Raw genomic sequence first — 18050 nt, 5'->3', positions numbered from 1 at the left:
ACGGCGCGGCGCCGGCGAGCGGACCGGTGTGCGCTACAACGACCCGAGCATGGACAGCACCCGGCGTCCGACCTCCCGCCCGATCGGCAGCGAGGCCGTGGCCGCGGGCGAGGGCGCGTTCAGCACGTGCACGGCCCGAGCCCCCTCGCGGATGAGGAAGTCGTCCACCAGCGTCCCGTCCCGCAGCACCGCCTGTGCCCGCACTCCGGCAGGGGCCCGCACCAGGTCGTCCGCCCCCACCGCGGGCAGCAGTCTGCGCACCGCCTCCAGGAACGCCCCCTTCGACACCGAGCGGCGCAGCTCCCCCGCGCCGTATCTCCAGTGCCGCCGGGCGATGGCCCATGATCCAGGCCACGCCACCGTTCCGGCCAGCTCCCGGGGGCGTACGACCCCCCAGCCGTACCCCTCCCGGGCCAGCGCCGGCACCGCGTTGGGCCCGATGTGCACACCGCCGTCGATGCCCCGGGTCAGATGGACGCCTAGGAACGGGAACGCCGGGTCCGGCACCGGATACACCAGCCCGCGCACCAGCTCGGGCCGCGCCAGCTCGTAGTACTCCCCGCGGAAGGGCACGATCCGCACCTCGGGCTCGTCCCCGGTCAGCCGGGCCACCTCGTCGCAGTACAGCCCGGCGCAGTTCACCAGCACGCGTGCGCGGACGACGTCGCCGCCCGAGGTCAGCACGGCCACGCCCCGATCGGCCCGCCGGTCGACCCGCACGACCCGGGCGCCGTACCGGATGTCCGCTCCGGAGGCCCGCGCGAGCTGCCGCGCGACCCCGACGAAGTCGCACACGCCGGTCGTGCCGACGTGTATGGCGGCGAGGCCGCGGACCTCCGGCTCGTACTCACCGATCTGTGCGGCGCCCAGCTCCCGCACCGGTATGCCGTTCTCCCGGCCGCGCTGCACGAGCGCGTGCAGCCGCGGCAGCTCCTCCCGCTCCGTGGCGACGATCAGCTTGCCGGTGACGGCGTGCGCGATGCCGTACTCGGCGCAGAACTTCACCATCTCGGCGGCGCCGCGCACCGCGTACCGCGCCTTGAGCGAGCCCGGCCGGTAGTAGATCCCGCTGTGGATGACCCCGCTGTTGCGCCCCGTCTGGTGCCGGGCCGGCCCCGGCTCCTTCTCCAGGACGGTGACCCGCGTGCCCGGCGCGGCCCGCGTGATCGCATACGCCGTGGACAGCCCGACGATCCCCCCACCGACCACGAGCACATCACAGTCGTACGCCCCGACCAGCACCGAGCACCACCTCCACTCCCGATAGTGCACTGTGCCACTGACAGTGGCTTCCAACGCGGGGATGTGCCGTACCGCTCAGCGGCATCTCCCTACGCCGGAGCCATCAGAAGCGGCCGGGCCCGCTCCCGCAGCTCCACCACCCGCGGCTCGTCCCCGTACGGCTCCAGCCGGTGCAGCAGATCCTTCACGTACTCGGTGGTGCGCGCGGACGAGATCCGCCCGGCCACCTCCACGGCCCGCACCCCCTGCTCGCAGGCGGCGTCGAGGTTCCCGGACTCCAGCTCGGCCACCGCCGAGACCACCAGCCGCAGCCCGTGCGAGCGCACGAACTCCTCCGTCGGCTTCGACAGGGCCTGCTCGGTGAAGCGCCGCACCTGCCGTGGCGCCTTCAGATCCCGGTAGCATTCCGCGGCATCCGCGGCGAACCGGTCGTATCCATAGAAACCAAGCCAAGAAGGATCGTTGTCGCCCTCCCGGGACCGCTCCAGCCACCCCTCGGCGGCCTTCAGTGCCGCACCCGCCGCCTGCGCGTCCCCCGCACGCGCGTGTGCCCGCGCCTCCACGAGCCGGAAGAAACTCATCGTGCGCGCGGTCGCCAGCCCCCGGTTCCGCTCCAGCGCGGCCTGCGCCAGGTCGACCCCCTCGTCGCCGAAGCCGCGGTACGTCGCCTGCAGCGACATGGAGGCCAGCACATAGCCCCCCAGCGGGACGTCCGCCGCCGCGCGCGCGAGCCGCAGCGCCTGGATGTAGTACCGCTGCGCGGCCTCCTGCTGGCCGGTGTCGAAGGCCATCCACCCGGCGAGCCGGGTGAGTTCGGCCGAGGCGCCGAACAGGGCGCGGCCCACCTCGTCGGAGTAGGCGCCGAGCAGCAGCGGCGCCGCCTCCACCCGCAGGCACTCGGGGACCATCGACGAACGCCAGTCCCCGCCGCCGTACTTGGAGTCCCACCGCCTGGCGTCCTCGGCGGCCTCCCGCAGCTTGCGCACATCGCTGTGGCCGACTTTGATCGGTGCGCCGGAGTCCTCGGCGGAACCCGCCTCCCGCGCGACCGAGCTGTCGGCGGGGGTTATCAGCCATCGTGAGGCGGGCGTTGCGTATGCGCTCACTGCGAACGATCCGGCGAGGGACTGCCAGATGCCGCCGGAGCCGGCCCGGCGGCCGGCGAGGTCGAGACGGTACAGCTCCGTCGCGCTCCGCACCGCCTGTCCTACGTCTCTGGGGAAGGCGAGGCCCACTTCGGGCGCGGGATCCGCGTCCGCCAGGCCGATCTCGTGGAGCGGCACCGGGCGGCCGAGCTTCTGGCCGATGGCCGCCGCGATGAGGTGCGGCGCCGCGCCCTGCGGCACCATCCCCTTCGAGACCCAGCGCGCCACCGAGGTCTTGTCGTAGCGAAGAGTCAACCCGCGTTGGGCGCCAAGGTCGTTGACGCGTCGCGCGAGTCCTGCGTTGCTGATTCCCGCGAGGGCGAGAACGGCGCCGAGCTTTTCGTTCGGCCCGCGTTGCTCCCTGGACATGCGCCACCCCTCGACACAGACGGCTGCCGTGCTGGCATAACCACGCGGCATTCGTAAACCCAGCGTAGTTCGCCGCATCCCAAGCGTTAAGGGGCATTGTTCCGGATGGCGGGATTGTGGTCCGTACGGAAGTGCGGTCCTGTACGCACCGTGCACGGCCTGTCGCCCCGTGCCCCCGCCCGTGTGGCCGTGCGCCCGTCCGTGCGCTCTTCTCCGGCCACCGGGGGGAGCGGTTCCATGGCTCTTGCGTGGGTCGGCCCGCTGTACTGGATCCAGTGGGCTGGGGGACACCGCCACCTTCATCCCCGCGGGTGGCGGACCGGTCCGGGAGGCGATGCCCGCCTCCCGGACTGTGCGCGTGTCCGCGCCGCAGCGCGTTGCGCAGGCCTGTACGGAGCGTGCTCAAATCCCGCTTCGCTCTGCGTATTTGGCTGAAAATCGCCCCCGCTTGACGCGGTTGACATCCGCTCCGACCATGCAACTTGACGGCGTGAAGGGCGTTTTGGGGGAGCGTACAGGGGGCGCATTCGAGTCGTGCTCGCCGGGTCCGACCTCGGTGTTCCCTGCGCGGCCCCCTCGGTCTTCCCTCGCCCGAAGCCGGTGCCGCCGCCCCTCCACAGTGCCCCCTTCATGGCAGCATGGGGGTCCGGTTCGTACGGTGCACTGTTGTCCACAGCCTGTGGAGGCGTCGATGCGGTGGTTGGTGGGTTGGAGCAGCACCGCCGCGGGCGTCTCCGTGACCGGTGTCGCGGGCGCCACCGGTTACGACGGCGAGACCCTGCACCCGGTCGGCTCCCAACTCCTGTGGGGCGACCCGGATCCGCTGTGGGCCGTCGGCGACTGGCGCCCGGACGAGGTGCGCATGGTGCGGGCCGACGCCGACAACCACATCGCCGTCCTCGGCATCTGCGGCGCCTCCGACGAGGAGCTGAGACGCGGGTTGTTCACCGCGCGCGGGGGCGCACTGCGCCATCTGACCGGCTGGCCGGGCAGCTACACGGCCGTCGTCAAGGTGGGCCGCCGCATCACCGTCTGCGGCGACCTCGCCGGCGCCCGCCCGGTCTTCCACACCCCCTGGGCCGGCGGCACGGCCTACGCCACCGCCGCGCTGCCCCTCGCCGACCTCATCGAGGCCAACCTCGACTTCGGCCACCTGGCCGCCCTGCTCGCCGCCCCGGACGTACCGGCCGCGCTGCGGGACACCACCCCGTACGAGGGCGTGCGGCGCGTTCCGCCGGGGCACGCACTCGTGCTGCGCGCCGGGGCGCGTGAGATCGCCGGGTACGAGCCGGTCGCCTCCCTCGCCGTGGCCGCGGCCCCCGCCGACCCCGAGCGCGCCGTGGACGCCGTACGCGACGCCCTGGTGGAGGCGGTCCGCACCCGGCTGTCGGCACCCCGGCACGTGCCCGACCTCGACCCCGGGCCGGTGCCCGGCATGGGGCCGGCCGAGCGGCGGGCCCGGCGCGGGATGCCGGTGCCGGGTATCGGCGCCGACCTCTCCGGGGGCCCCGCCTCCGGCACCCTCGCCCTGCTGGCCGCCGGGCTGCCCGGCAGACCCGGCACGCTCCTCGGCCACGGCACCGGCGCGGGCGAACGGCTCCTCGCCGTCACCTTCAACGACCTGGCCGTGACCGGCCGCGAGGCCGAACTCGAACGCGCCGGCGCCCTCGCCGCCAACCCGCGGCTGCACCACGTGGTGGTCACCGGCGCCGAGGAGACCCTGCCGTACGCCGACCTCGACGGCCCCCTCACCGACGAACCCGGGCCCTCGCTGGTCATGGCCGCCCGGCACCGCGCCCGGCTCGCCGCCGGCAGCGCCGACCACTTCACCGGCCACGGCGCCCGCCAGGTCCTGGATGCCCACCCCGCCCGCCTCGCCGACCTCCTCATGGACCGCAAACGCCGCCATCTGGTCCGCCCGGTCGCAGCACTCGCCAAGGCCGACGGCTCGGTGATGGTCCCCGCGCGCGTGTACGGCGCCGCCCGCCGGCTCGCCCGCACGCCCTACCGGGCCGGCCTGGAGGTGCTGGCCGAGCGGCTCATGCGGCGCCGGTTCGACGAGCCCGTGGGCGCGGTCGGCGCGTCCCTCGCCGGACTGACCTGGGCCAGACCCGGGCCGGCCGCGCGCTGGCTCACGGGGGAGGCCCTGGCAGAAGTATCGGTTCTGCTGCAGGCGGAGGCGGACCGCTCGGCAACCGGCGTCCAGCGTCCCGGTGACTATCGCGCGCGTGCCGCTCTCGCCCGCCACGCCGCCGACCTGCGCGTCCTGGAACAGGCCGCGGAGATCCGCTCGCAGCGCCTGCACGCGCCGTTCCTCGACAACCAGGTCGTCCGCGCCTGCCGCGCCCTGCCGGAAGCCCTGCGCGTCCAGCCCGGCGCCCGCGCCGCCATCCTCCGCACGGTCCTGGAGGGCGCCGGCGTCACCGACCTGCCGCCCGGCTGGGGAGCCCCCTCCCACGCCTCGTCGGCAGCCGCCGCACGCGCGGGCCTGCGCGTGGCGGCCGAGCCCCTCCTGGATCTCTTCTCGACCCCTCTCCTGGCCGACGCCGGCCTGGTGGAGGCCCGCGTCATCCGCAAGGCGCTCCGCGCGGGGGCCGCCGGCGAGCCCCTGCCGCTGGACGGCCTCGCCGACCTCGTCTCCCTCGAACTCTGGCTCCACCGCCTCCTCTCCCGCCGGGGCACCTGCTGGACGGGGACACCGGCACGCGCCCGTGCGGTTCCCTCCGGGATCCAGCCGAGAAGAGGAGCGCTGGCCTCCGGCGGTTGAGCGCCGGCCTCCGGCGGTTGGGCGCTGGGATGCGGGCGGGTGGGGGCCCCTTGTGGGTCGCTGCGGGTTCGTGGTGGCTGGTCGCGCAGTTCCCCGCGCCCCTTGGGGGGTTTGGTCTGCGGTGTTTGAGAGGCTGAGGATGCCTCCCTTGCCCAGCCGCAGCACCGGGCGGCGGTTCGGCGGCGTTGAGTGAAACCCCGTCGCCCCGCCCCGCGGCCCCCGCGACAATGACCGGGTGCGGTACAGAATCCTGGGGGTAACCCAAGCAGCGGACGACCAGGGCACCCCCATCCCCATCGGCGGCCAACGCCTGCGCACCCTGCTCACCGTCCTGGCCCTCCGCCCGAACCGCACCACCACCCCCGAAACCCTCATCGAGGAGATCTGGGCCGGCGACCACCCGGACGACCGCCCGAGCGATGCCCCCGCCGCCCTCCAGGCCCTCGTCGGCCGCCTCCGCCGGGCCCTCGGCAGGCAGACCATCGCCTCCGCCCCCGGCGGCTACCGCCTCGAAGCGACCGAGGACGACATCGACCTGTACGTCTTCGAACGCCTCACCCACAGCGGCACCAAGGCCCTCACCGCAGGCGACCCGGCCACCGCCCACCGCACGCTCACCGAGGCCCTCGCCCTCTGGCACGGCCCCGCCCTCGCCGACCTGCCCGACCGTACCGCCGCGACCCGCCCGGAGGCCCTGCGCCTGGCGGCGGCCCGCACCCGGGCCGCCGCCGCCCTCGAACTCGGCCGCGCCTCGGACGTCGTACCGGAGCTGACGGAACTCACCGCGGCCCACCCGCTGGACGAGCCCCTGCACGCTCTCCTCATCCGCGCCCTGCGCGACACGGGCCGCCCCGCCGACGCCCTCGCCGCGTACGAGTCCGCTCGCCGCACCCTCGCCGACACCCTCGGCGCCGACCCGGGCTCGGAACTCAAGGCCCTGCACGCGTCGTTGCTCAAGCAGCAGGCACCACCGACCCAGCCGGAGACCCGGCGAGCAGCGCCCCCCTCCCAACCCCCCGAGCGCACCGGCAACCTCCGCCCCCGTCTGACGTCCTTCGTCGGGCGGGAACCCGAACTCGAAGCCATTCGTTCGGATCTGCACAGGGCCCGCCTGGTCACGCTCACCGGACCGGGCGGTTCCGGAAAGACCCGCCTCGCCGAGGAGGCCGCCGCAGGGCTTCCCCAGGCATGGCTGGTCGAGCTGGCCCCGCTCGACCATCCGGAGGCGGTGCCCGGCGCGGTGGTCAGCGCCCTCGGTCTGCGCGAGACCGTGCTGCTGACCAACGAGCTGGCGACCCCGCAGGCCGACCCCGCCGCCCTGCTGATCGAGTACTGCGCCCCGCGCAGCCAACTCCTGATCCTTGACAACTGCGAACACGTCATCGGCGCGGCCGCCGCCCTCGCCGAGACCCTCCTCACCCACTGCCCGGGGCTCACGATCCTCGCGACCAGCCGTGAACCCCTGGGCGTCCCCGGTGAGTCGGTGCGCCCGGTCGAGCCCCTCGTCCCGGAGCAGGCGCACCGCCTGTTCGCCGAGCGCGCGGGGGCCGTCCGTCCCGACGCCGAGGCGGTGCTCGCCGACGCCGGGGCCGTGGCGGAGATCTGCCGCCGTCTGGACGGGCTGCCGCTCGCCATCGAGCTGGCCGCCGCCCGGCTCAGGCTGCTCACCCCGCGGCAGATCGCCGACCGGCTCGACGACCGCTTCCGCCTGCTCACCTCCGGAAGCCGCACGGTCCTGCCCCGCCAGCAGACCCTGCGCGCGGTCGTCGACTGGTCCTGGGACCTGCTGGACGAGCGTGAGCGCGCGGTACTGTGCGAGGTGTCGGTGTTCGCCGGCGGCTGGGACCTCACGGCGGCCGAGGCCGTGTGCACCGGCCCGGCGGCCGACCTGATCGGCGCCCTGGTCGACAAGTCCCTCGTCGTCGCCGCTCCGGACGCCACGGGCGGCATGCGCTACCGCATGCTGGAGACCATCCACGAGTACGCCACCGAGCGTGCGGCCGAGTCCCCCGGCCTGCGCGCCACGGCCGAGCGCCGGCACCGCGCGTGGGTGCGGGCCCTGGTCGAGGAGGCCGAGCCGCGTCTGCGGTCGGCGGACCAGCTGCCCTGGATCTCCCGCCTGGAGACCGAACTGGACAACATCCGGGCGGCCCTGGACCGCTCGGTGCGCGCCGGCGACGAGGCGGAGGCGGGTGCGATCGTCCTGGCCATCGGCTGGTTCTGGTGGCTGCGCAACCACCGTCAGGAGGCGGCTTCCTGGGTCCGTCTGGTCCTGCGCCTGGGCGTGGCCCTGGACACCCGAGCGGCTTCCCGTCCCTCCGGGGCTCCTGCGGATGCCGCCGACGATCCGGAGGCGCTGATGGCCCTGGTGGAGGCGGCCGATCCGATCGGCGACCTCGTCGCCGCCCCCGACGGCGAGGGCGGCCATCCGCTGCGGGAGCTGCGGATGGACTTGCGGATGCTCGACCTGTTCCTGATCTCCGAGTCGGGTCCCGAGCACCTCGCGTCCGACCCCCGGGCCCCGGAGTACATCGCGCGCGTCCGGGCCGCCTTCGAGCCCGGCGGTCCGCAGGCCGCCCGTCTCCCCGGCATCGTCTGGCCGCTGACCTCCTACTACCTGGGCGGCCCGGTGGATCTCAGCCCGGACATGGCCGCGGCCGTCGCCAACTGCCGTGCGTACGGCGGTGACTGGGAGATCGCTGTCTCCCTGATGTACCGCGCCCATGTGACCGTCGACTCCCCCGGCAACCTGCGGGGTGTGGACGAGGACCTGGCCGAGCTGCGGAAGCTCGGCCCGCGCGTCGGGGACCGCTGGATGCGTGCCCAGGTGTGCAGCGCGGCCGGCGAGGCGGCCATGGCGCGCGGCCTGTTCGACGAGGCACGCGCCGAGTACGAGGAGGCGCTGCGCCTCGCCTACGAGGTGGGCGCCTACGCCGAGTCGCCGTTCCTGATGGCGCGGCTGGCCGAGATCGCCTACCGCTCCGGCGACCCCGAGACCGCGCTGGCGGCCCTGGACGAGGCGGGAGCCGCCGCCGACCGCTACGCGGTGCCGGAGTCCCGCGCCTTCGTGCTGCTGATGCGCGCTCACATCGCCCTGCACGAAGGCCGGACCGACCAGGCCCGCGAGCTGTACGAGGCGACGTGCGCGGTGACCCGCGGCGGCAACCCGCCACCGCAGTTCGTGTCGGCCCTGCGCACCGTCGAGGCGCTCCTCGCCGCCGACGAGTCGGGCCCCGGGCACGGGCTGCCGATCCTCGCGGCGGCGCTGCGCGACGCCGTGGCCCAGCGCTGCTCCGAGGCGATCACGGCGGTGCTGGTGGACACGGCGGCCGGGCTGCGGGCCCGGTGCGGTGATCTGGCCGGCGCGGTCCGGCTGTTCGCCGCGGCGGACCACTGGCGCGACGACGGCCGGCGTCCCGAGCCGGAGCGCAGCGAGGCCGCCCGGGTGCAGGCCGAAGCCCGCACGGCCCTGCCCGCCGAGCGGTACGCGGCCGAGCGCGACCGGGGCGCGTCCCTCGACGTGGCCGGTGTGCTGCGGGACCTCGACGCGCCGGGCGCAGCCGTCACGCAGGGGTGAGGGCGGCTACCGGCAGGTGAACCGGGACTCCGCCCAGTCCGCGAACGCCACCGGGTCGAAGAGGCCGCCCCGGGCCCGCACGACGAGCCGTACGGTCCTGTGCCCGGTCAGGTCCACATGGACGGGTACGGCCCGGTCGTGGCCCCTGACCGTCCCGGACCGCCACTGCCGGACCCCGTCGGTGTAGACGGAGAAGGACACCTTGCCGCGGCCGGGTGTCAGGTCGTCCACGCCGGCCAGCGCGTCGTAGGCGGTGCACTGCCGGTTGAGGGCGACGGTGACGGAGGACCCGCCGTGCACGGTCACCCCGCGCGTGTACCGGGTGCCGTCCACCCACATGCCGTAGCGCTGCCACACCCAGCTGCTTCGGCCGAGCAGGATCTCGGGGCGGGTGCCGTCGCCGGTGAGGTCGTAGTTGAGCTCGCTCAGTTCGTAGACGGTGGTCGCCGGCGGCGGGGTGGGCTTCGGAGGGGGCTTGGGGGCGGGCGTCGGTGTCGGCGTCGGTGTCGGCTTCGGCGTCGGGGTGGGAGTGGGGGTCGGGCGCGGAGCCGGCTTAGGCGTGGGTGGGGGCGTGGGTGGCGGCGTCGGGGCCGGTTCGGGGGCCAGAGCGACCGGCTCGGGAGTGGGCTTCCGCCTCGGCCTCGGCGGGGTGGGCTTCGGCGGCTCGGGCCGCACGATCGGTGTGGACGGCGACGGCTTGGCCGCCTCCTCCGCCGGCGGGTGGCTGTCGTTCACCAGGGCGAGCGCCACCGCGGCGGCGGTCACCGCGACCACACCGGCCGCGATTCCCGCCTTCACCGGCGCCCCGAGCCCCTCGGCGGCCCCGGCCCCGGCCCCGCCCGCGCCGCCCGCCCCACCCGACGACCCGGAGGCCGCGGCGGCACCGGCCGCCCCGGCCCCCGCGCTGCCGGCGACGATCCCGAGCGCCTTGGCGTACCCGGCGGTCCCGAACCAGCCGATGACCGCTACCGGCACGACACCGGGGATACCGCCGGCGACCTCCTCGATCTGCGCGGCCGCCAGCCGGCACTTGGCGCATTCCTCCAGGTGCTTGCGCAGACCCCGCTCGGCGCGGACGCGCAGCTTGCGGCGGGCGTAGGTGCCGAGCTGGTCGGCATAGCGGGCGCACTCCTCGTCGCCGGCGAGTGCGGCGCTGACATGGGCCTGCAGATAGGCCTGCTTCAGCCCCTCGCGCGCGCGGCTGGCGAGGACCCGGGTGCCGTTGGCGTCCAGCCCGAACAGCACGGCGACCTCGCTCGGGGACTCGTCCTCCACCTCGGTGTGCCACAGCACGGCCTGCCAGCGCTCGGGCAGCGAGCGGAACGCCCGCATGGCCAGGGACTGCTCGGCCTCGTGCATCGCGCGCACGTCGGCGCCCAGGTCGAGACCCGCCCCGAAGGAGCCCGCGGACGCGGTGCCGTCGGAGACCGCCGGGACCCGGCTCGCCTGCTGGGCGAAGCCGGCGAAGTCGTCGACGAGCTGCTCCCGCCGGGCCGACCTGGTCCAGTGCGCGGCGACACGCCGCACGGAGGTCAGCAGATAGGCGCGAACGGCGTGCTGGGGCCCGGATCCTCCGCGCACCGCCTGCAGCATCCGGGCGAAGACCTCGGCGGTGAGGTCGTCGGCGGTGTGCCCGTCCCGGCAGCAGGTGCGGGCATACCGCCGTACGGCGTCCGCGTGCCGCCGGTACAGCTCCTCGTAGGCGGAGTCGTCACCGGCGCGCATCCGCTCGATCAGGTCGCCGTCGTCGGGTGGCAACTGCCGGGGCGGCGGCAGCACACTGCCCTCGCGCTGGGCGGGCACGCTCGTGTCGCTCCGCCCGCCCGGGGAAGCCGGACGCCCGCCCTGACGGGGCACCTGGGGCGGGGTCAGCCCGGCGGCCTCCGCGTCCGCGTCGTCATCGCGTGACCCGTCCCACCCGTCAACGCCCATCGCGGAAAGCCCCCGGCACCGGCCCAGCCCAACCCGTCACCGGCTCAGGGTGCCACACCGACTTTCGGTCAAGACCCGCGTGTGCACGGCATCCACTCATCCGAGGGCTCTGGTCAGCACAGGCGCGCGCTCACCACCCGAAAGAGCGGACGGTGCTCCTCTCCGGGGCGCGGGGAACGGCACTACCAGGCACGACGGACCCGCAGCCCGACGACTCCGCACCCCGCACCTCTCCCGACTCCTACACCGGCCGAGACCGAAGCCCCTCCAGCAGGATGTCCAGCAACCGCGCGGACGCCGCCGCCTGCTGCGCCGCATCCGGCAGGGACGGCGCCGCCGTCGCGATCACCAGCAGCACGTCCCCCACGGACACGTCCGCCCGCAGCTCACCGGCCGCCCGAGCCCGCTCCACCAGCTGCCCGACCACCTCCAGCAGCGCCCCGACCCCGCTGCCCTCACCGGCCCCGCCGGACTCCGGCACCAGCCGCAGCTCACCGGCCCCCGGCTGCACCCGCTGCTGCGGCACCCGAGCCCCCTCGAAGGACTCGGCCGAACCGGCGGAGCCCTGCGCGGAGCCGACCCGCAACACCTGCGGCGGAAGCAACCGCCCCGCCCCGGAGGCCACGGACGTCCGCAGGAACCGCGACAGCGCCGACCACGGCTCGTCCTCCTGCCCGAGCGCGGCCCGCGCCTGGTCGGTCAGCCGTGCCGTCTCCTCCTCGGCTATCCGCCGCACCAGCACGTCCTTGCTCGGAAAGCGCCGGTACACCGTGCCGACACCCACCCGCGCGCGCCGCGCCACGTCCTCCATCGGCGCGCCGTACCCCAGCTCACCGAACACCTCACGCGCCGCACGCAGCACGTGCTCCAGATTGCGCTGTGCGTCCACCCGCAGCGGCGTCGTACGCGACGCGTCCGCGCGTCCGTTGCCCGCCGCCGCGCCTACCCCGCCACCGCCGGACGCGATCGCGGTGGCAGATGACCAATGCGTGTCCTGAACATGCATGTGTTCCCCCGGTAATGACGTCTCCCCCCGGAGACTCCCCGCAACTGAATGCGGAGTGCGCGGAACATGCACCGGTCTCGACCGGGTCCGCCCGTCGCGGTACCCGCTCGACCACATTCCCTACACCCCGTCGACACACGAACATAGTTGAGAGAGAGTCAATTCAGAAGGGGCAGGTTCCGCACAGTGCGCCCCCCGATCGGAGTACGGGTCTCGTACGTCCTGTTTCCCCACCTTCCATCCCCCTTGCCCGCCCCCGCTGACCTGGCCCCTTTCGTCCTGCCCGGACAGCGCGCCCGGCCCCGTGTACACCCGGCCGCCAGTCACACAATTTGCCGGGGCTGTGGACAAACACCTGCGCCGGGTGCGTCATGGGATGGTGAAGGAACGTGCGCGCATTCTGGTTGTCGGCGGCGGCTACGTCGGGATGTACACGGCCCTGCGTCTGCAGCGGAAGCTGAAGGGCGAGCTCAAGCGGGGTGAGGTCGAGATCACCGTCGTCACCCCCGACCCCTACATGACGTACCAGCCGTTCCTCCCCGAAGCAGCCGCGGGTTCGATTTCCCCTCGCCACGTCGTCGTACCGCTGCGCCGCGTTCTGCACCAGTGCCACGTCGTCGTCGGCGAGGTCACCTCCGTCGACCACGCCGTACGCACCGCCGCCGTCCACACGCTCGCCACCGCCCACGAGGGACGAGCGGCCGAACTCCTCGGCTACGACGAACTCGTCCTCGCCCCCGGCTCGATCTCCCGCACGCTGCCCATCCCCGGCCTCGCCGAGTACGGCATCGGCTTCAAGACCGTCGAAGAGGCCATCGGCCTGCGCAACCACGTCATCGAGCAGATGGACATCGCCTCCTCCACCCGCGACCCCGCGATCCGCGACGCCGCCCTCACCTTCGTCTTCGTCGGCGGCGGCTACGCGGGCGTCGAGGCGCTCGCCGAGCTGGAGGACATGGCCCGCTACACCGCGCGCTACTACCACAACGTCCGCCCCGAGGACATGAAGTGGATCCTCGTGGAGGCCTCCGACCGGATCCTGCCCGAGGTCGGCGCGGAGATGGGCCGCTACACCGTCACCCAGCTGCGCCGGCGCAACATCCAGGTGCTCCTCGAAACCCGCCTGGACTCCTGCGCCGACCGCGTCGCCGTCCTCAGCGACGGCCAGCGCTTCCCCACCCGTACGCTCGTGTGGACCGCCGGCGTCAGACCGCACCCGCTGCTCGCCGCGACCGACCTGCCGCTCACCGAACGCGGCCGGCTGAGGTGCACCGCCCGGTTGACCGTCGACGGCGCGGAACACGCCTGGGGCGCCGGCGACGCGGCCGCCGTACCCGACGTCACCGCCGCCGAACCCGGCACCGAGACCGCGCCGAACGCCCAGCACGCCGTCCGCCAGGCCAAGCTCCTCGGCGACAACATCGCCCACACGCTGCGCGGCGAGCCCCTGGAGACGTACGCGCACAAGTACGTCGGCTCCGTCGCCTCCCTCGGCCTGCACAAGGGCGTCGCCCAGGTCTACGGACGCAAGCTGAAGGGCTACCCTGCCTGGTTCATGCACCGCGTCTACCACCTCAGCAGGGTGCCCACCGTCAACCGCAAGGCCCGTGTCCTGGCCGAGTGGACCCTCGCCGGGCTCTTCAAACGGGAGATCGTCTCGCTCGGCTCGCTCGAACATCCGCGAGCGGAGTTCGAACTCGCGGCCGGTGGAAAGGCTCCTCACAGCCCCTCGGACGACCCGAAGGGGTCGTCCTGACCGGACCCAGGAACTACCCGGCCCGCCCAGGCGTCTGACGGATGTCGCCGCGGCGCCGCCCCTGCCAGACTGCCCCACGTCCGCGGCGGGGCCACCCGCCCGCCCACAGCACCCACGAGGCTTCTTCCCAAGTGAACTTCACGCGCTGGAGCGCCCGGCTCCCCGGAACACAGCGCCGCGCCGCCGCGCGGACCGAGACCCCGGTCTCCCCGGACCGGCGGGGGGAAGGCTCCGTGCCCGCGGCACGCGCCGAACAGCCGGCCGACGGCACACCCGCGGTGCCCGCCGTCGACGAACTGCCCGCGCGTGACGTCCTCGACCGCGTCCCGGCCCTCGTCGCGCTCGTACACGGCCCGGACCACCGCATCGCCTACGTCAACGACGCCTACACGGCGGCCTTCGGCGTACGGGAGACGGGCGAGCCCGCCCGCGAGGCCCTCCCGGAACTCGCCGCACTGGGCCTGCTGCCGCTCCTCGACCAGGTGCTGCGCAGCGGCAAGCCCCGCACCCTGAAGTCCCGCAAGGCCGTCGACGGCCGCTCCTACACCTTCACCTGCACTCCCGTCGCCGAGGACGGCGACCGGGACGCCGGCGTGCTCGTCTTCGCCACCGACGTCACCGACCACGCCGAGGCCGCGGAGCGCCTGCGCGCCAGCGAGCGCCGCCAGCGCGAGACGGCGGTCACCCTCCAGCGCTCCCTGCTCCCCCAGGAGCTGGAACAGCCCGACGACCTGCGCATCGCCGCCACCTACCAGCCCGGCGGCACCGAGGCAGCCGTCGGCGGCGACTGGTACGACGTGATCACCCTCGGCGGCGGCCGCACCGCCCTGGTCATCGGCGACGTCATGGGGCGGGGGGTGCGTGCGGCGGCGGTGATGGGCCAGCTGCGGACCGCCGTCCGGGCCTACGCCCGCCTCGACCTGCCCCCGCACGAGGTGCTCCAGCTCCTCGACGGTCTCGCCACCGAGATCGACGCCAACCAGATCGCCACCTGCGTCTACGCCGTCCACGACCCCAACGAGGGCCGCCTGGTCTATGCCTCCGCCGGCCACCTCCCGATCCTGGTCCGCGACGAGAACGGCACGGTCTCCCGCGCCGACGAGCCCACCGGCCCGCCGCTCGGCACCGGCGGCTGGATCCACTCCTCCGGCTCCATCGCCCTCGGCCCCGGCGCCACCGCCGTCCTGTACACCGACGGCCTGGTCGAGCGCCGTGACGAGGACCTGGACGAGGGCATCGCCGCACTCGAACGCGCCCTCGCCGGCGCCACCGGCACCCCGCAGGTCGTCTGCGACCGCCTGGTCCGCTCGGCCGGCGTCACCGCCGACCACGACGACGACGTCGCCGTGCTCGTCCTGCAGCACCCGGCCCGCACGGGCCCCGACGGCGACCTCTTCCGCAACGCCGCCCTGGAACTCCTCGGCGGTGTCGAAGCGGCACCCCGCGCGCGTGCCTTCGCCTCCGGCGTCCTCACCAGCTGGCGCTTCCCCGCCGAACTGCACGACCTCGGCGTCCTCGCCACCAGCGAACTGGTCGCCAACAGCCTCCAGCACGGCACCCCGCCCATGCGGCTGCGCCTGCGCCGCACCGACCGCCGCCTGATCATCGAGGTCACCGACGGCGACGACCACCTGCCCCGGCGCCGGCGCGCCGAACCCGGCGACGAGTCCGGCCGGGGCATCGCCATCGTGGCGACCATCGCCTCCAGCTGGGGCTGCCGCCGTACCCCCGGTGGCGGCAAGGCGGTGTGGTGCGAGTTCGTCCTGCCGAAGGGAAAGCACTGACCGGCGGACGCATGGGCCGGCGCGGCACAGGGCCGTACCCCACGCCCGATGTGACAAGCACCCTGATCCCGGCGACCCGCTGACCGGGTACGCGTGACGGCCGCCGCCCGAAGGCGACGGCCGTCACGGAACACCCAGGCTCACGCCTCGGCGGGAACCGGCTCGGCGGGAGCTCCACCCCGGGTGACCACCCGGGACCCGCGCGCCAGCCACGGCCGGTCCTGCACGGCGGTGAGCCGCCGCCCGAGCCGCAGCGCCAGGACGGTGATCCCCAGCGAGAACAGCAGGAAGGTCACGATGTACGGCGCGTGCAGCGAGGCACCCAGCGGCCCGCCGACCGCCGGACCGACGGCCAGCGCCAACTGCTTGACCAGCGCGAACGCCGAGTTGTACTGCCCGGCCATGCCCTCCGGCGCCAGATCGGCGACCAGCGGCGCGACCGTCGGCGACAGCATCGCCTCGCCCAGCCCGAACAGCGCGTACGTCGACACGAAGGCGGCCGTCGCCATCTCCTGGCTGCCGTGGCCCAGCCCCGCGTACCCGGCCGCGACCCACGCCACGGCCCAGATCAGGCCGACCGCCGCGATCACGCGCGAGCGCCGGCGCCGCTCCACGAACTTCAGCACGGCGAACTGGGCGACCACGATCATCAGCGTGTTCGCGGCCAGGGCCGTCCCCAGCGCGGAGGTGGAGATCCCGGCCGCCTCGACGCCGTACGCGCTCAGGCCGGACTCGAACTGGCCGTAGCAGGCGAAGAACAGCACGAAACCCAGCACACACAGCTGCACCATCGCCCGGTTCCCGAGCAGCTGCTTCCAGCTGCCCTTCGCCGACCCCGCGGGAGCGTCCTCCATCTGCGGCGAGTGGGGCATGCGCACCGTCGCCATCACCGCGACCAGCAGCAGGAACATCGCCGCCTCGATCGCGAACAGCAGGGTGAACGAGGACACGCGCGTGGTGTCGACGAGGTGGCCGCCGATGAGGCCGCCTACGCCGAGCCCCAGGTTCTGCAGGAAGAACTGCGTCGCGAACGCCCGCGACCGGGTGTCCGCCGTGGAGCAGTCCACGATCATCGTCGCCAGCGCCGGCTGCATCACGGCCTGCCCGGCACCGAGCGCCGCGGCCGACAGCAGTACGGCGGCGGCGTTGCCCGCCAGTCCCAGGCTCAGGGCGCCGAGCGCGGCGATGACCAGGGCGGCGAGCAGGACCGGCAGCGGGCCGCGCCGCACGATCGCCCTGCCGGCGAACGGCAGCACGACAAGCGCGGCCACGGCGAAGACGGCGAGCACGAGTCCCGCCGTCATGGCTCCCAGGCCCCGCACCTGCGCCACATAGACGTACAGGTACGGGACGGTGAAGCCGAGCCCGAACGCGCTGAGTGCGTTGCCCACGTGGATCCGGCGCATCGCTGCGCCCATCGCCCTGGTCACGTTCACCTCTCTCACTAGTTAGGTGTGAAGACTTCGAAGCTAAAGTTCGAAGCTAAAGAGTACACATCGAAGGACTTCAAGGCAAAGGCGCTGCGTGCGATACTGCGGCCATGGCCGACACCGCCCCCGACGTCACAGAACCGACGCTCGAAGAGCAGATCGCCGCCTACCAGCGCGAGTTCCGGGATCTCGACCCCCAGGTCGAGAAGATCGTCTCGGCGCTGTCCCGGCTCAACCGGCGTATGAACGTCGCCTACGGCCGCCAGACGGCCGGCCTCGGCATCAGCAACGCCGAGTGGGAGGTCCTCAAGGCACTGGTCCTCTCCGGTGCCCCCTACCGCATGGGACCCAGCGACCTGGCCAAACGCCTCGGCCTCACGCCGGCCGCGATGACCCACCGGATCGACCGCATGGTCGGCGAGGGACTGGTTACCCGTGAGCGGGACGAATCCAACCGTGTGCGGGTCATCGTCGAGCTGACCCCGGAGGGGCGGGAGAAGTGGCTGGAGGCGATGCGTCTGGCGACCGTCTTCGAGGAGGACCTGCTCCAGGACCTCACGCCGACGGAGCGCGTGGTCCTCGGCGAGGTGCTGACCCGTCTTCTGCGCAGGGTGGAGCACGCCCAGCCGGACGCCGGCGGGCGCCTCAGCGACCTCGACTGAGGACGCCGAAAAGATCTTGACAGTGGATGGGCGGCAGTGGTTGACACGCCCCTGCCCGTTCCGTAAAGTTCTTCGGGTTGCCACGGAGCCGTAACGGTTCCGCAGCAGCACCTCAGCCGCCCCGAGCGGCACCCCCTCACACCATTAGTACGATCTCCCGAACGGGTTGTTTTCGGCATGCCCGAATTCAATTCCGAAGGGAAGCCCGGTGGCCCGATTGGGAATCGCCGAGCGGATCCGCTAAGGTTTGAGACGTCGGAACGGCCCAACGGCCGCGAAGACAAACCCCGCTGACTGGGGGTCAGACGCCGAAAGGATCTGATAGAGTCGGAACCGCCGGAAAGGGAAACGCGAGAGCGGGAACCTGGAAAGCACCGAGG

At 73.7% G+C, this 18050-nt stretch carries 10 protein-coding genes; 5 read left to right on the top strand and 5 right to left on the bottom strand.

What is annotated here, in order from left to right; all coding sequences use genetic code 11:
* Nucleotides 1–33: 33 nt before the first annotated feature.
* Both lhgD and IE244_RS20520 read right to left on the bottom strand, forming a co-directional pair.
* Nucleotides 34–1242, bottom strand: a complete 1209-nt coding sequence (gene lhgD, locus IE244_RS20525) for an L-2-hydroxyglutarate dehydrogenase (RefSeq protein WP_191875033.1) — start codon at nucleotides 1240–1242, stop codon at nucleotides 34–36.
* An 89-nt stretch (nucleotides 1243–1331) separates the two neighbouring features.
* A complete protein-coding gene (locus tag IE244_RS20520) occupies nucleotides 1332–2756 on the bottom strand; it encodes an NsdA family TPR-like regulatory protein (RefSeq protein WP_191875032.1) in 1425 nt (474 codons plus the stop codon).
* 691 nt (nucleotides 2757–3447) lie between these two features.
* On the opposite strand from IE244_RS20520, the gene IE244_RS20515 reads away from it, so the two are divergent.
* Both IE244_RS20515 and IE244_RS20510 read left to right on the top strand, forming a co-directional pair.
* Nucleotides 3448–5523: an asparagine synthase-related protein gene (locus IE244_RS20515; protein ID WP_191875031.1), complete on the top strand. Its 2076-nt coding sequence runs from the start codon at nucleotides 3448–3450 to the stop codon at nucleotides 5521–5523.
* Nucleotides 5524–5758: 235 nt separating this feature from the next.
* Nucleotides 5759–9100 carry an AfsR/SARP family transcriptional regulator gene (locus IE244_RS20510; protein WP_191875030.1) on the top strand — a complete coding sequence of 1114 codons (3342 nt, stop codon included), beginning with the start codon at nucleotides 5759–5761 and terminating at the stop codon, nucleotides 9098–9100.
* A 6-nt stretch (nucleotides 9101–9106) separates the two neighbouring features.
* Here the strand turns inward: IE244_RS20510 and IE244_RS20505 are convergent, their stop codons facing one another.
* The gene (locus tag IE244_RS20505; protein ID WP_191875029.1) at nucleotides 9107–11032 is read right to left on the bottom strand and encodes a sigma-70 family RNA polymerase sigma factor; all 1926 of its coding nucleotides are present in this window, start codon (nucleotides 11030–11032) and stop codon (nucleotides 9107–9109) included.
* A 241-nt stretch (nucleotides 11033–11273) separates the two neighbouring features.
* Nucleotides 11274–12038 carry a TetR/AcrR family transcriptional regulator gene (locus IE244_RS20500; protein ID WP_191875028.1) on the bottom strand — a complete coding sequence of 255 codons (765 nt, stop codon included), beginning with the start codon at nucleotides 12036–12038 and terminating at the stop codon, nucleotides 11274–11276.
* 376 nt (nucleotides 12039–12414) lie between these two features.
* Here IE244_RS20500 and IE244_RS20495 point away from each other — a divergent pair, with 376 nt between their 5' ends.
* Complete coding sequence (locus IE244_RS20495; protein WP_191875027.1) at nucleotides 12415–13794, top strand: NAD(P)/FAD-dependent oxidoreductase; 1380 nt, start codon at nucleotides 12415–12417, stop codon at nucleotides 13792–13794.
* A 131-nt stretch (nucleotides 13795–13925) separates the two neighbouring features.
* Nucleotides 13926–15578 (top strand): ATP-binding SpoIIE family protein phosphatase, encoded by a 1653-nt coding sequence (locus tag IE244_RS20490; RefSeq protein ID WP_191875026.1) that lies wholly within the window; start codon nucleotides 13926–13928, stop codon nucleotides 15576–15578.
* 140 nt (nucleotides 15579–15718) lie between these two features.
* Here IE244_RS20490 and IE244_RS20485 read toward each other — a convergent pair whose 3' ends face one another.
* Nucleotides 15719–17008, bottom strand: a complete 1290-nt coding sequence (locus tag IE244_RS20485) for an MFS transporter (RefSeq protein ID WP_229854244.1) — start codon at nucleotides 17006–17008, stop codon at nucleotides 15719–15721.
* A 110-nt stretch (nucleotides 17009–17118) separates the two neighbouring features.
* Here IE244_RS20485 and IE244_RS20480 point away from each other — a divergent pair, with 110 nt between their 5' ends.
* Nucleotides 17119–17670, top strand: a complete 552-nt coding sequence (locus IE244_RS20480) for a MarR family winged helix-turn-helix transcriptional regulator (protein WP_191875025.1) — start codon at nucleotides 17119–17121, stop codon at nucleotides 17668–17670.
* Nucleotides 17671–18050 lie beyond the last annotated feature (380 nt).

This window comes from Streptomyces filipinensis (assembly GCF_014649495.1).
In the GTDB taxonomy this organism is placed as follows: Bacteria; Actinomycetota; Actinomycetes; order Streptomycetales; family Streptomycetaceae; genus Streptomyces; species Streptomyces filipinensis.
The sequence above is the reverse complement of the archived record's forward strand: the minus strand, read 5'-3'. Positions and strand labels throughout refer to the sequence as shown.